Raw genomic sequence first — 14,440 nt, forward strand, 5'->3', positions numbered from 1 at the left:
CTTCAAATGCGGTCAATCGACGAGAATCTTGGGGTTCGAGCTGCCCCACACGGTGTAGAGGTCGGCCAGTAAAGCGCCGTTGATTTCCTCCATCTCGCCCTGGGTAATCTCGCCACCGGCCTGTTTACCGAACAGCACCACCTCGTTGCCGTTCTTGACGTCTGGGAAGTCGGTGACATCGACCATCAAGGTGTTCATCGATACCTTGCCCACCACCGGCACGCGGTGGCCGTTGATCAGCACATGGCCCTTGTTGGTGAACACCCGGCGGTAGCCATCGGAATAGCCGACGGTGATATTGGCCAGGCGCGAGTCGCGCGCCAGGGTGAAGGTGCGGTCATAGCCGACAGTGTTGCCAGCCGGGTAGCTGTGCACCGCCGCCACCCGCGACTTGAACTGCATGGCACGCTTGTACTCGGTACGCTCGGGCACGGTGTCGCCGAACAGCGCACCGCCGGTGCGGACCATGTCCAGGCGTGCTTCCGGCACCTCCAGGGTGGCGAAGGAGTTGGCGGCGTGCAGGGTCAGTTGGCGGCGGTCGAGCTTGGCATGTTTGATCAACCAGTCGGCCTGCTCGTTGAACGCTGCCAAGCCCTTGCGCACGTCATCCTTGTCTTCAACGGCGAAGTGGGTCATCAACGCCACCAGCTTGAGGTGCTTCTGGTCGGTGATCTGCAGTGCCTCACCTCGCCCGCTCCAGCTGGCCATTTCCACGCCGTTACGGCTCATGCCGCTGGAGTTGAGCGCCAGGTGAATGCGCAAAGTCTTGCCATGGCGCTCGGCGATGGCATCGGCCTGGCGGGCGAACTCGGCGCTGCCGACCAGCTCTTCCATGTCGTATTGCAGGGCATCTTCCAGCTCGCTCAGGCTGGCCAGGCGTACCCGCACCAGTTGCCCGGTGAAGCCGCTGGCCCGCACCACACGGGCTTCCTCGTTGCTGGCGACCGCCACGCAAGGCACGCCAAGGGCGATCACCGACGGCATCACCGGGCCAATACCGTGGCCGTAGGCGTCGGCCTTGAGCACGGCGCACAGCTTGGACTTGCCACCCAGCTCCGCTTGCAGGGTGCGAATGTTGTGTTGCAAGGCACTGGCACTGATCTCGACCCAGGCGTTGCTGTTTTGCACGGTCAGCGCGTTGCTGCCGTTGTCCATCGACAGCGGCGGCGCGGCATACAGCGGGGCTTGGCCGGTGATCAGCAGGGCCAGGGAGGCAGCGAGGAGCGTACGGCGAAATTGCATGGTGGTTTCTCTTGTTATGGACGATGCGCTGCGGTCAGCAGACGCAGGTATGTTTGAGTTCGATAAAGGTCACGCCTGGGGTGGCGAAGCCGTCGGCCAGGTCAGCCTGCAAGGCATCCAGGTCACGTGGCTGACGCACCGCGCAGCCAAATGCACGGGCCAGGCCGATGAAATCAGGGTTGCGCGGCAGTACGCCGACCGGCTCGATATCCAGGCCGAGCATATCGTCGCGGATCTGGCCAAGGGCGTCATTGTTCCACAGCAATACCACCAACGGCCGGTCCAGTTCCTCGACCGCAGTGGCCAGTTCCTGGGCGGTGTAGAGGAAACCGCCGTCGCCCACCAGCACCAGGCCGGGGCGATGATCAGTGGCGAGCATGCCGCCGATACCCGCCGGCAAGCCATAGCCGAGGGTGCCGTAACCGGTGGGGTGCAACCAGCTGCGCGGCGCCCGGCTGGCAAAGGCGTAGTTGCCGGTGTAGGCCAGTTGGGTCATGTCGCTGCTGATGAAGGCGTCGTCTGGCAGCACCGCGTCGATGCGGTCGAGAATGGCCTGATGGATGGCCTGCAACGGTGCGTGCCCAGTGCGAATGGCCTGGCGCAGGCCGGCCACCGCTTCGATGGCCTGGCGAGGGTCGCGCTCGACCTCGGGCAAGTGCGCCAGTAAAGCGTCGAGGGTCTGTCGAGCATCGCCGTGCAAGGCCACCGCGCACGGGTAAAAATCGTTGAACTTGCGTGGGTCGATGTCGACCCGCAGCAACTCACCGTTGAGCGGCAGGCGCTCGCGCCAGAAGTCGGTATCGGCCATTTCGGTACCCACCGCCAACACCACATCGGCTTCGCTGATCATCTGCCAGCCCGGCGCGACGCACAGGCTAGAACCCGCGTTCAATGGCGCCTCAGGCGGCAGCAGGCCCTTGCCAGCGACGCTGGTGAATAGCGGCGCTGCCAAGCGGGTGCTCAACTGTTCGAGTTGCGCGGCGGCCTGCAGTGCGCCACCGCCGGCGATGATCATTGGCCGTTTCGCTGCGGCCAGTTTCAGCGCGGCCTGCTCCAGCGTGCCCCGGTCGGGCAGGCCGCGCCCAGGGCGACGTACCACCGCGTCGCTCCAGTCGCGGGCAACCGGCGCGGCCAGCACGTCCAGCGGGACCGAGATGTGCACCGGGCGCGGGCGTTCGCTGTCGAACACTGCCCAGGCACGGGCAATCAGCTCGGGCAGGTCTTCAGCGCTCAGTGCCACGGCGGAGAACGCCGTGATCGGCGCGGTCATGGCGCGCTGGTCCTGGGTTTCGTGCAGGCAGCCCCAACCTTTGCCCAGGCTGGCGGTGTGGTTGACGCTGGATATCACCAGCAACGGGATCGAGTCGGCATAGGCCTGGCCGATGGCAGTGGCGGCATTGGTCACGCCTGGGCCGGTGATGACAAAACACACGCCCGGCCTGCCGCTGACCCGGGCGTAACCATCGGCCATGAAGCCCGCGCCCTGCTCATGCCGCGTCAGCACATGGCGGATGCCACTGCCGGGCAAGCCGCGGTACAGCTCCAGCGTGTGCACCCCTGGGATGCCGAACACGGTATCCACCCCATAGTTGGCCAGCAGCCGTACCAGCGCCTGGCCGGCGGTCATCGAGTGCTCATTCATGCTGATCTCCTTGCGGCTGGCCGAGGCGGATCAGCGCATCGACCGCGGTGGTGCCGTGGGCACCGACCATCAATGGGTTCACATCCAATTCCAGCAATTGCCCGGCGTTTTCGCAGGCGTAGTCGGCCACCGCGCGGATCGCCGCCACCAGGGCATCCAGGTCGGCAGCCGGGCGCCCCCGAAAACCCTGCAGCAGGCTGGCGCTGCGCAGGCCAAGCAGTGCTGCGCGAATGGCGCTGTCGGTGGTGGGTAGCAACAGGCTGACGCTGTCTTTAAGCAGCTCCACCAGCACACCGCCCGCCCCGATCACCAAGGCCAGGGCAAAGTCGTTTTCACGCTTGATGCCGACGATCAACTCGGCCAAGGGCGGCGGCGCCATGGGTTCGAGCAAGACCTGGTCGAACGCTACCCCCGGCGCATAGGCGTCGATGCGCTGGCGCATCTGCGCCAGGGCGGCCTGAAGCGCTGCGCCATCACGCAGGTTCAGCGCCACCGCACCGGCTTCGGTCTTGTGCGGCAACTGCGCACTGACCGCCTTGAGCACCAGCGGGTAGCCAACGCGGGTGGCATCGTTTAGCGCGTGCTCCGGGGTACTCAGCACCCCGCCCGGCACCGGCAGGCCAAACGCACTCAGGGCCTGCTTGGACTGCCATTCGTCTAGCAGGCGGCTTTCACCTGCGAGGGGCCGTGGGCACAGCGGCACCTGCGCCGCCTCGCCCTGTTCCAGCAGCCGCTGGCGGTTGCGCTGATAGGCCACGATCCGCCCCCACGCTGCCAGGCCATCTTCCACGCCTTGCAGCGCGGCGATGCCATGGGCATGCAGGCGCTCACGGGCCGAGGCTGGCAACAGCTCGGGGAACGCCGAGGTGACGAAGCCGATCTTGCCGTGGCGCGCCAGGGCGTCGCAGTAAAGCGCCAGCAACAGGTCGCATTCCTTTCGCTCACCGGTGAACGCTGCGGGGTAGTCGAGCACCAGCATGGCGGCATCGGCGTCAGCGCCCAGGGTGCTGTCGAGCATCTGTTGCAGGGCCACTTCATCGCCCCAGATCGCTGTTGTGAAGTCCAGCGGATTGACCAGGTTGGCGTAGGCCGGAAGTACCTGGGCCAGTGCCCTCACCTGCCCTGGCGCCAGCGCGGGCAGGCGCAACTGGTTGCGCTCGGCGTAGTCGGCGATCAAGCCCGCATCGCCGCCCGAACAGGCCAGGGCGATCAGCCGGTCGCCGGCCGGCAAACGGCCACAGGCGGCAGCCTTGAGGGTCTCGACGAAGCTCACCGGGCCACTCACGCGGATCACACCCAGGCGCTGGAACAGACTGTCGTACAGGGCATCGGAGCCTGACAGCGAACTGGTGTGGCTGAGCGCCAGTTCAGCGCCGATCTGCGACACGCCGGTTTTCAGGGCAATGATCGGGGTGCCCTGTTGCAGTGCCTTGTAGGCGGCGCGGGCAAAGCCCGGCACGTTTTTCAGGCCCTCGAGGTGCAAGCCGATGGCGGTCACCCGTGGGTCGTCGAGCAGCACGTCCATCAGTTCGGCCACGCCCAACTGCGCCTGGTTGCCGACCGATGCCATGTAGGCCACCGGCAGCGAGCGGTCGCTCATGGACAGGTTGTAGGCAAAATTGCCGCTCTGGGTCAGGATCGCCACGCCCTGCTCCACCTGCTTGCCGCCATGGGCCACCGGCCACAGGGCCGCGCCGTGCAAGTAGTCGAGCAGGCCATAGCAGTTGGGGCCAAGCAAAGCCATGCTGCCAGCGGCCTCAAGCAGGCGCTGCTGCAACAGACGGCCTTGTTCACCGCTTTCGGCGAAGCCCGAGGCGTAGCAGATGGCGCCACCGGCACCGATGGCGGCCAGTTCCGCGACACACTGCAAGGTCAGCTCACGGTGGGTGGCGATGAACACCGCGTCTGGGGCGCATGGCAGGTCTGCCACCCGCGCCACGCAAGGGATGCCCTCCAGGCTCGCGTGTTGCGGGTTGACCAGCCACAGCGGGCCGGCAAAGCCACCTTCGGCACAGCGCTTGAGGGCACGGGCCATGCTGCGCCCACCCACGAAGGCCAGGTGCCGTGGGGCCAGCAGGCGCTTGAGGTTGTCACGATTGGAATGCGACATGCTGAGTCTCCAGGTCGATCAGCGCAGCAACGGGCGCAGCAGCTCACGGGAAATGATGTGCCGCTGGATTTCCGACGTGCCCTCCCAGATCCGCTCGATGCGGGCGTTGCGCCAGATGCGCTCGACCGGCCCCTCATCCATCAGGCCCATGCCGCCAAAAATCTGCACGGCTTCGTCAGCGACCTTGCCCAGCACTTCGCTGGCAAACAACTTGGCCATGCCCGCCTCGCCATCGGTCATGCTGCCCTGGTCCATCTTCCAGGCGGTGTGCAGGGTGAGCAGTTCGGCGGCGCGGATCTGCGTGGCCATGTCCGCCAGCTTGAACGACACACCCTGGTAGCTGCCGATGGGCTGGCCAAATTGCTTGCGGTCAGCGGCCCACTGCAGCGATGCGTCCAGTGCTCGCTGGGCCTGGCCGACGCAGTTGGCGGCGACCATCACCCGGCCAGCGGTAAGCCAGGCGTTGGCCACCTCCCAGCCTTTGCCGACTTCGCCCAGCACGTTGCTGGCTGGCACCCGGCAGTCGTCGAAGAACAGCTCGTAGGTGTGGTAGCCGCGGTTGCTCACGCACTTGGGCCCGCGGCGGATGGTCATGCCGGGGGTGTCCCGGTCGACCAGCAAGGCGGTGACCGCATTGCGTTTGCGCCCGTTTTGCTCGTAGGTGTCGGTCACCGCGAAGACGATGGCGAAGTCGGCATGCCCGGCGTGGCTGATGAAGTGTTTGCTGCCGTTGATCACGAAGTCATCGCCCTGGCGCACGGCGCGGGTCTTGATGGCGTTGGCGTCCGAGCCCGCGCCAGGCTCGGTAAGGGCGAAGCAATCGGTCTTTTCGCCCTGCACGCACGGCAGCAGGTAGTCGGTGATCTGCTGGTCCTTGCAGGCCATGAGAATCTTCGAAGGGCGCGCTACGAATACGTGCAGCGCCCAGGAAACCTTGGACAGTTCGCGCTCGATCAGCGCTTGGGACAGGTAATCGAGGCCACCGCCGCCGACTTCTTCAGGCATGTTGAAGGCATAGAACCCGGCGGCGATGGCCTTGCCGCGGATCTGCGCAGCCAGTTCCGGCGACACCGCGTCGGCACGGTCTACCGCTTCTTCATGGGGCAGCAGTTCCTTGGCCACGAAGCTGCGTACCGCATCCACCAACATTTCTTGTTCTTGGGTCAGTTGGAAATTCATCTGCGAAGGTCCTGAAGAGGTAACGGGTTATTGGCCGACGAAGTGCGCTGGGCGCCGTTCTACCGAAGCCTTGAGCGCCTCGGCGCCGTCCTGGCTGCGCCCGCATAGCAAGCCAGCCTGGCGCTCGGCTTCGAGTTGCTCGGCCAGGGTGCGCTGGGCGCCTTCGCGGATCAGCCGCTTGGTCTGCGCGTAGGCGAAGGTCGGGCCGTTGGCCAGGCGGCCCGCCAGTTCAGCGGCCACCGCAGGCAATTGCTCGTCGGCGCAGACCTCGCTCACCAGCCCTGCCGCCAAAGCCCGTTCGGCGCCCCACAGTTCGTCGAGGAACAACAGCCGTTTGGCTTGCTCGCTGCCAATCAGCCGTGGCAGGTGCCAGCTGGCGCCGGCATCGGGGCTGTAGGCCATGCTGGTGTATCCGGCTTTGAAGCGTGCCGAAGCAGCAGCGATGCGCAGGTCACAGCACAGGCTCAGGTCCATGCCGCCGCCGACGGCGGTGCCGTTGATGGCGGCCAGGGTCGGTTTATCCAGGCTGTGCAGGCGCAGCATCAGGGCGTGGGCGGTCTCGGTCCAGCCGTAGCTTTCCAGTGCCCCACGGGCCTCGGCCTCGGCCCATTCCGCCAGGTCGGCGCCGGCACAGAAGCTGCGCCCGCTGCCGGTCAGCACCACCACACGGACGGCGGGGTCGCTGTTGCAGGTGTCGAGCAGGGCATGCAGTTGCTTGAGGGTGGGAATGTCCAGTGCGTTGCGCTGCTCGGGGCGGTTGAGGGTGAGCCAGGCAACGCCGGCTTCGACCTTGCTCAACACTGACGATGACGGGGTGGTCATGGGAGGCCTCGCTGTTGTTATTGGGGTGGAGGACGTGATGAAGGTGATACTAAACGAGTGTTCAACAAGGCGGGATAGGTTGTTACAACTTTGCACAACTCGGATCACAACCCTGGCGCTTCCCTTGTAGGAGCAGCCTTGTGCTGCGAAGAGGCCAGTGCAGGCTCAAAACAATGTCGATGCCTGCACCGGCCTCTTCGCAGCACAAGGCTGCCAGCAACAAGCGGCGTCAAACCCCACTCGGTGCAAAGGCCCCTTGCCGCCGGCGGTTCACCCCGTAATACGCCGCATAGCACAGGGCAATGAAACCAAAGCCCCAGTACAACGACGGCCGCTGGGTCTCATCAATGGCCAGAAACACGAACAGCGAACAGCACAGGGTGATGCACAGCAGCGGTACCAAGGGGTACAGCGGCGCCTTGTACTTGAGGTCCTGCAGTTGCCCGCCATCACGCAGGTATGTCTTGCGGAACCGGTACTGCGCCAGGGCGATGACAATCCAGGTCACAGTGCCCGACATGCCGCTCACGGCCATCAACACCATGAACAAGGTGTCGGCAGCCACGAAGCTGGTCATCAGCGACACCAGGGCAAAGCACAGGGTGATGCTCAGGGCACGCAGTGGCACGCCGCGCTTGCTCAGCGGCGACAGGCTCTTGGGTGCCATGCCGCTCTTGGACATGGCCCAGAGGATGCGCGTGGAGGCATACAGCCCGGAGTTACCCACCGACAGGATGGCGGTGAGGATGACGAAGTTCATCAGGTCGGCCGCATAGGGAATGCCGACCATGTCGAACACCTGCACGAACGGGCTTTCCATCAACCCGGCCTGCTCGAACGGCACAATGGCCGACAGCACGGCAATCGCCAGCACGTAGAAGATCAGCACGCGGAACACCACGTTGCGCACGGCCCGGGGGATGCTCTTTTCCGGGTGCTCGGTCTCACCGGCCGCCACGCCCATGATTTCGCAGCCCTGGAAGGCATACACCACGGTCATCATCACCGCGAACACCGCCGACAGGCCATGGGGGAACAGCGACTCGCCCACCAAGTTGTTCAGCATCGGTGCCGGCGCCCCGTTGTTCAGCGGGATGGCGCCGAAGATCACCAGCAGGCCGACCACGATAAAGCCGAGGATGGTCGCCACCTTGATCCCCGAGAACCAGTACTCCGCCTCGCCAAAGGCCCGTGTGGCCAGAGCATTGAGGCCGAACAGCACAACCACGAACAACGCCGACCAATACCAGATTGGCACCTCGGGGAACCAGCGGGTCATCAGCATGCCCGCAGCGGTGAACTCCAGGCCCACCGTGGTGGCCCAACTCATCCAGTACACCCAGCCAATCATGAAGCCCGTGGCTGGGCCGATGAACTTGGTGGCATGGGCCTGGAACGAACCGGAAACCGGCATCTGCACCGACAGCTCGCCCAGGCAGACCATCACCAGGTACATCAACAGCCCCGCCACCAGGTAGGCCAGGATCGCCCCCACCGGCCCGCCCTGGTTGATGGTGACGCCCGAGCCCATGAACAGGCCGGTGCCGATCACGCCGCCCAGCGACAGCATGAAGATGTGCCGGCTTTTCAGCGCGCGGGTCAGCTGGATTTTGCCTTCGTGGGTATCAGTCATGGTTCACCCCGCTGTAGCAGGGGGTGCAAAACGATCGTTCAAGGAGGGGCTGAGCGCTACGGCATGTCATTATTGTTATCTCCAATAAGCCTCATGGACCGCGTGCAACACGGTTGCCATCGATTATTGGAAACGGATGTAAGGTGCCGTTGTACGAACCGATCAAAGATGTAAAAAGTCGTAAGTTTTTTGTACGTCAGCTCTGGATCAAGTGTTTCAGGGTGGTGCGGGCCTGTTCCAGTTCTGCCGCTAGTGGCTCGCTGAGCGCCAGCAGCGCCTGTTCATCTTGGCCTTGGGCAGCGTCTTCGAGGCGGCGCAAAACGCCAGCCAGGCCAGCAAAACCGAGGGAATCGCAACTGCCCGCCAGGCGGTGCGCCAGGTGCGACACTGCAGCGCAGTCGCGTGCCTGCAAGGCTTCGGCCAGCGCCGTGGCGTGCTGCTCGATCGATTGGCGCAGCACTGCCAGCAGCGCCTGCAACTTCTGCTCGCCCAGCAAGCTGCGGTGGGTTTGCAGCAGTGACCAGTCCATGCCCGAGCCAGGTGCAGCCACCGGGGCAGGCGCAACCTCGGCCAGGGCCTGGCGCAGGTGCTCCAAGCGCAGCGGTTTGGCCAGCACCCCCTGCATGCCAGCGGCCAGGTAATCGGGGACTTGCGCCGGTTGCACCCCGGCAGTCAGCGCCAGGATCCGGCTGCCACGGTTTAGCCCTGGGGTGGCGCGGATGCGCCGGCACACCTCAACCCCACTCAAGCCGGGCAAGTGCACATCCAGCAGGATCAGGTCGAAGCGCTGCTGGGCACAGGCTTGCAGGGCTTGCTCGGCATCCTCGGCAAAGCACACCTGGTGGCCATCGCGTACCAGCAACCCACCCGCCACCTCACGGTTCAACGCCACGTCCTCGACCACCAGGATACGCAGGCTGGCCGACGCCGAGCAGGCCGGCTCATGGGCAACGGCAGGCTGCCCACGCGCCATGTCGAGCTCGAACCAGAAGCAGCTGCCCTGCCCCGGCACGCTGTCCAGGCCGATGTGACCACCCAGTTTTTCCACCAGGTGCTTGCAGATCGCCAAGCCCAGGCCAGTGCCACCATAGCGCCGGGCCACCGCTTCGCTGGCCTGCACGAAACGGTCAAAAATCTTCGCCTGCATGGCCGGTTCGATGCCAATGCCATTGTCACTGACCGATACGCGCAAGCGCTGCCCGCTCTGATCGCTGGCCAGCACCTGCACCCTGAGTTCGACGTGGCCGTGCGCGGTGAACTTGATGGCGTTGGCCAGCAGGTTGCTCAGTACCTGGCGCAGGTACTGCTCGGCGCCATGCTGATGCGCCGCCAGTTGCTCATCGACCTCCACGTGCAGGGTGTCGCCGCGTTCCAAGGCCATTGGTTCGAGCAATGCCAGCACCTCCGTGCACAACTGGCGCAGTGAGAAACCGAGCATTTCGGCCTGGCTCTCGCCCTCTTCGAGACGGGCAAAGCAAAGCACCTCGTTAAGAATGGCCAACAGCCCTTCACCCGCCTTGTACAAAGCCTGTAGGCGTTGCCGGTCGAGCGCATCGAGCCTGGCGCCACGCAGCAGTTCGGCCATGCCGAGGATGCCATTGAGCGGCGTGCGCAGCTCATGGCTCATGGTCGCCAAAAAGCGTGACTTGGCCAGGTTGGCGGCTTCGGCCTCGTCCTTGGCCCGGGCCAGGCTCGCGGTGCGCCGCTCGACCATGGCCTGCAGCTCGTCACGCTTGTCCTGCAGGGCCACGCGGTCGAGCTCGCGGCGCTCGATGTCGCTGAGGATGGCCCGGCGCATGTCGTCCAGTGCATGCGCCACGGTGTCGATCTCATCGGCATGCGCCGAACGGCGGCGATCCAGGCGCAGCGGCTCCTGCCAGTGCCCGGCCCCGATACGCCGGGCAAACTCGGCCATGACTTGCAAATGGCGCGTCACCAAGCGGTAGAACAAGCCAGACAACGCGACCGCCAGGCCACACAGAAACACCCCCATCCACAACAGGCTGGCCAGGCCCGTGGCATACAGCCGCCGGTGCACCGCGCCCAGGTCGATGCTCACCTCCAGCTCGCCAAGGTGCCGTGCCGGCCCCGAAGGTGGCTGGTAATCCAGCGGAAAACGCTCGATGCGCAGTGGCCCCTTAGGCTCGGCTTCACCGCGCAACAGGGTGAAGTCATCGCTGAGCAGGCGCACACGCGCCACATCTGAAAAGTCCACTAGGCCACGCAGTTGAACATCCAGTTGCGCTTCGTCGAGGTCCCACAGGCTGCGTTCCAGGCTGGCCAGGTAACCCGCGCGGATCAACGCCATGCGCGCCTCGATGTCGCGCATCTCGCGGCGGTACTCGAAATACAGCTGCACGGAACTGGCCAGCACCGTGAAGCACAGGCTGAACAGCAGGATAAACAGCAGCAGGCGGCGCAACAGGCCGTCGGTGCGCAGGCGGATCATCGGGCATCCGCCGGCAGGTTGATCATGTCGCGGTAGGTCACTTCGCTCTGCTCCAGCCAGCGGTCGATCTCGCCAGCTTCGTGCATGCGCCGTAACTGGTGGTCGATCTCGTCCATGTGCTGGCTCAGGGAGGACTGGCGCGACACCGCCACGCGCAGGTAGTCCAAGCTCAGCGCGGCCGGCAAGGCGCGGATGTCTTCGGCGCCGGGCAGGTGCTCGATGAACAGCTCGCCGGTACGCCGCTCCTGGATCACGAAGTCGATGCGCCCACGGATCAGCTTGCCGAAGTTCTGCTGGCTGGACGACACCCGCTCGATGTTCTGGTGGCGCGCGACAAAACGGTCGAAGTCGGCGCCGTAGCTTTCACCGTAGAGCAAGCCGCCACGGTACCCGGCCAAGTCTTCCAGGTGCTGAAACTGCACGGGCCGGCGGCGATTGAAAAACACTGCCACCTCTTCACGTATCACCGGTACCGACGAAAAACGCATGCCTTGGTCACGTTGGTCGCTGTCGTAGGCCAGCACCACGTCCACCCGCCCGGCGGCAGCGTCCATCAGGCAGCGCTTCCAGTTGCCCAGCACCACGGTTTGCACCTCTCGGCCCATGCGCGCAAACAGCTCCCGCACCACCGTCGGCGCCAGGCCGCGCACCTGGTGGCCATCGCTCCAGGAAATCGGCGGGTACACGGGGTAGTCGCAGTAGCGCACCGGCTCAGCCGCCGCTGCTGGCAAGCCTGGTACCAGCACCGCCAGCGCCAGCAGGCGGCGCAGGGTGCTCACGCGGCCACGCTGGCGGTGAACAGGTAGCCGGTGCCATGAATGGTGATGATCAGTTGCGGCTCGGCCGGGTCGTCATGCAGCTTGCGGCGCAGGCGGCCGACCAGCACGTCGATGGAGCGGTCGTTGGGTACCCACTCACGGTTGCGGATCTGGTCCATCAACTGGTCGCGGCTCAGGGTGTGGCCGCTGTTGCGCAGGAAGACGCTGAGCAGTTGGAACTCGCCATGGGTCAGCAGCGTTTGCCCGCCACGCGGGTCGATCAGGCGTCGACGGTCAGTGTCCAGTGCCCAGTCGGCAAATTGCTTGAGCGACTGCGCGCAGGCGGGCGCCGGGTGCACCTCGCGGGCATGGCGTACGCGGCGAATCAGGTTCTTGGCGCGGGACACCAGCTCGCGGGGGTTGAGCGGTTTCATGATGTAGTCGTCGGCGCCGCACTCCAGGCCGACGATGCGGTCGATGTCGTCATTGCGCCCGGTGATAAGGATGATGCCGACTTCCGAGCGCACCCGCAGCTCGCGGGTCAGGGTCAGGCCGTCCTTGCCAGGCAGGCGAATGTCCAGCAGCACCAGGTCGACGTCCTGGCTGCCGAGCAATGATTCGGCCTTTTCTGCGGTGTCGGCGCAGTGCACGTCATAGCCTTCCTGGGACAGATAGGCCTGCAGCAAGTCACGAATAAGCGGATCGTCATCGACGATCAATACCCGAGGCGTCATTGCGTGAAGTCTCTTTTTTTATTGGTTTGTTCTACACACTCGCGACAGCAGCCTACTCGTTACTGAACAGGCGATCAACAGCCCTTGGGCAGGCTGAAGCGTTGCCGACCACCGGCCTGCAAGCCATCCACCCAGGCCTCGCAGATCTGCACGCCTTGGGCCGGCGTAAAGGTGCCCGGGTTGAGGCCCGACTCCAGCCACAAGCCATCGAGCAACGCGCTCAGGCTGATCGCCGCCAGGTCGGCGTCAAAGCCCTGCCAGCCCTCTTCCACCGCCAGCGTGGCGAGCAGCCGGCTCAACTCGTTGCGGTACTCACCGTAGGAATGGTCGTGCACCTGGTTGATCGCATCGGCGGTCTTCACCGCGCCCCAGAACGCCAGCCAGGCATCGAGCAGTTGCGGGTCGAGCAGTTCGGCGCAAAACGAGGCACGGAAGAACGCCGACAGCCGTTCGCGGGCCGTGGGCGCGGCCTGGGCCATGGCTTCGCGCAGCAAGCCCATGACCCGCCCGGTGACCGCCATGTAAGCTTCGGCCACCAGTTCGTCCTTGCCCGCGTAATGGTGGCTGATCAACCCCACCGAAACCCCCGCCTCGGCGGAAATCTTGCGGATCGAAGCCCCCTGAAAACCATGGCGTTTGAGGCATACCAAGGTCGCCTCGACCAGGTTGGCTTTGCGCAATTCCGGCAGCATGCGGTGGTAGCGGGCTTCCTGGCTCATCGGCGATTCTCGGGCAGTAGACTGGGCTGAACGACTGTACAGCAAGCCGAGCGCCATGATAAACCCTAGTGGCCAATGCCCGGTGTGCACCCTGTTGCCGGGCCTGACCACAACAACAAAAGCGGCTGCCATGAACGACCTGATCACACGCGACCTGGACCAGGGCCTGCTGACCCTGACCTTCAACCGCCCCGACAAGCTCAATGCCCTGAACATCGCCATGTACCGCCAGTTTGGCGACCTGCTGCTGGCGGCGGGCGAAGACCCGCACGTTGATGCGGTGCTGATCACGGGCGGCCCCCACTGCTTCAGCGCCGGCAATGACCTGCGCGATTTCCTCGACAACCCGCCCAGCGACAGGGACAGCCCGGTGTTCCGCCTGATGCGCATTGTGATGGGCCTGGATAAACCCCTGATCGCTGCGGTCAGTGGCGCGGCGATCGGCATCGGCGCCACCCTGCTGCTGCATTGCGACCAGGTACTGGTCAGCCGCACGGCCAAGCTGCGCATGCCGTTTGCGCCGCTGGGGGTATGCCCGGAGTTCGGCTCCAGCCTGCTGCTGCCGCGCCTGCTCGGGCACGCCCGCGCCGCCCGCTTGCTGATGGGCAACGCGTTGCTTGAGGGTGAGCAGGCGGTAGCCTGGGGCTTGGCCAGTGAGCTGCATGACGATGGCGAACAGTGCTTGGCAGCCGCCCGGCAGCTGGCGCGGCGGCTGCAAAGTTACCCGCAAGAGGCGCTGCGTATTAGCAAGCGCCTGCTCAAGGAGGGGGGGCGCGCGGAGCTGGAGGCCACTGTGGAGCGGGAGAGCCAGTTGTTTATCGAATGCCTGCGTACGCCTGAGGCCAAGGCGGCGTTACGGGGGTTGATCAAGGATTGAGGTGATGGTTTGAGGTGATCGGGTTGAGGTTTGCGGCGCTGTCGAGATCGAGCGCCGCCCGCGCGGCGCATCGCGAGCAACGCTCGCTCCTACGTTTGTTTCGGGCCAGTTTCGCCTGTGCAATTTGCGCGCGACCGCCTTGTTGGTCCGACGTAATATCGCGCCATGCACCAAGACGGTCGCGCGCGTTTGCCCCAGGAAAAATTGGCCCGAAACAAACGTAGGAGCGAGCGTTGCTCGCGATGCGCCGCGCGGGCGGCGCTCGATCTCGACAG

Annotated in this window: 12 protein-coding genes; 1 reads left to right on the forward strand and 11 read right to left on the reverse strand. The window is 65.1% G+C overall.

Features of this window, described 5'->3' with window-relative positions; translation table 11 throughout:
- Window positions 1-12: 12 nt before the first annotated feature.
- The 10 genes from alr to HU750_RS26150 form a co-directional block, all read right to left on the reverse strand.
- On the reverse strand, window positions 13-1,242 hold the full coding sequence (gene alr / locus HU750_RS26105; protein WP_186683213.1) for an alanine racemase: 1,230 nt from the start codon (window positions 1,240-1,242) through the stop codon (window positions 13-15).
- A 34-nt stretch (window positions 1,243-1,276) separates the two neighbouring features.
- Window positions 1,277-2,884, reverse strand: coding sequence for a 5-guanidino-2-oxopentanoate decarboxylase (locus tag HU750_RS26110; RefSeq protein ID WP_027593668.1), 1,608 nt, complete (start codon window positions 2,882-2,884; stop codon window positions 1,277-1,279).
- Complete coding sequence (locus tag HU750_RS26115; RefSeq protein ID WP_186683215.1) at window positions 2,877-4,994, reverse strand: acetate--CoA ligase family protein; 2,118 nt, start codon at window positions 4,992-4,994, stop codon at window positions 2,877-2,879. Before HU750_RS26115 ends, HU750_RS26110 begins: the two co-directional genes overlap by 8 nt.
- 18 nt (window positions 4,995-5,012) lie before the next feature.
- The gene (locus HU750_RS26120) at window positions 5,013-6,173 is read right to left on the reverse strand and encodes an acyl-CoA dehydrogenase family protein (protein WP_186683217.1); all 1,161 of its coding nucleotides are present in this window, start codon (window positions 6,171-6,173) and stop codon (window positions 5,013-5,015) included.
- Between the two features lie 27 nt (window positions 6,174-6,200).
- A complete protein-coding gene (locus HU750_RS26125; RefSeq protein ID WP_186683219.1) occupies window positions 6,201-6,995 on the reverse strand; it encodes an enoyl-CoA hydratase/isomerase family protein in 795 nt (264 codons plus the stop codon).
- Window positions 6,996-7,224: 229 nt separating this feature from the next.
- Window positions 7,225-8,628 (reverse strand): amino acid permease, encoded by a 1,404-nt coding sequence (locus HU750_RS26130; RefSeq protein WP_186683221.1) that lies wholly within the window; start codon window positions 8,626-8,628, stop codon window positions 7,225-7,227.
- A gap of 196 nt (window positions 8,629-8,824) precedes the next feature.
- Complete coding sequence (locus HU750_RS26135; protein ID WP_186683222.1) at window positions 8,825-11,077, reverse strand: ATP-binding protein; 2,253 nt, start codon at window positions 11,075-11,077, stop codon at window positions 8,825-8,827.
- Window positions 11,074-11,847 (reverse strand): substrate-binding periplasmic protein, encoded by a 774-nt coding sequence (locus tag HU750_RS26140; RefSeq protein ID WP_186683230.1) that lies wholly within the window; start codon window positions 11,845-11,847, stop codon window positions 11,074-11,076. Before HU750_RS26140 ends, HU750_RS26135 begins: the two co-directional genes overlap by 4 nt.
- Before the next feature lie 5 nt (window positions 11,848-11,852).
- Window positions 11,853-12,569: a response regulator gene (locus tag HU750_RS26145; protein WP_186683224.1), complete on the reverse strand. Its 717-nt coding sequence runs from the start codon at window positions 12,567-12,569 to the stop codon at window positions 11,853-11,855.
- A 74-nt stretch (window positions 12,570-12,643) separates the two neighbouring features.
- Window positions 12,644-13,288 carry a TetR family transcriptional regulator C-terminal domain-containing protein gene (locus tag HU750_RS26150; protein WP_027593676.1) on the reverse strand — a complete coding sequence of 215 codons (645 nt, stop codon included), beginning with the start codon at window positions 13,286-13,288 and terminating at the stop codon, window positions 12,644-12,646.
- A 130-nt stretch (window positions 13,289-13,418) separates the two neighbouring features.
- Between HU750_RS26150 and HU750_RS26155 the strand changes: the two genes are divergently transcribed.
- Window positions 13,419-14,165 carry an enoyl-CoA hydratase gene (locus HU750_RS26155; protein ID WP_186683226.1) on the forward strand — a complete coding sequence of 249 codons (747 nt, stop codon included), beginning with the start codon at window positions 13,419-13,421 and terminating at the stop codon, window positions 14,163-14,165.
- Here the strand turns inward: HU750_RS26155 and HU750_RS27255 are convergent.
- Window positions 14,155-14,440 (reverse strand): hypothetical protein (locus HU750_RS27255; RefSeq protein ID WP_238348951.1); only part of this gene is annotated, 286 nt, incomplete at its 5' end. The two genes, HU750_RS26155 and HU750_RS27255, sit on opposite strands and share 11 nt — an antisense overlap.

It is taken from the genome of Pseudomonas sp. SWRI50, assembly GCF_014269095.1.
GTDB classification, from domain to species: domain Bacteria; phylum Pseudomonadota; class Gammaproteobacteria; order Pseudomonadales; family Pseudomonadaceae; genus Aquipseudomonas; species Aquipseudomonas kermanshahensis.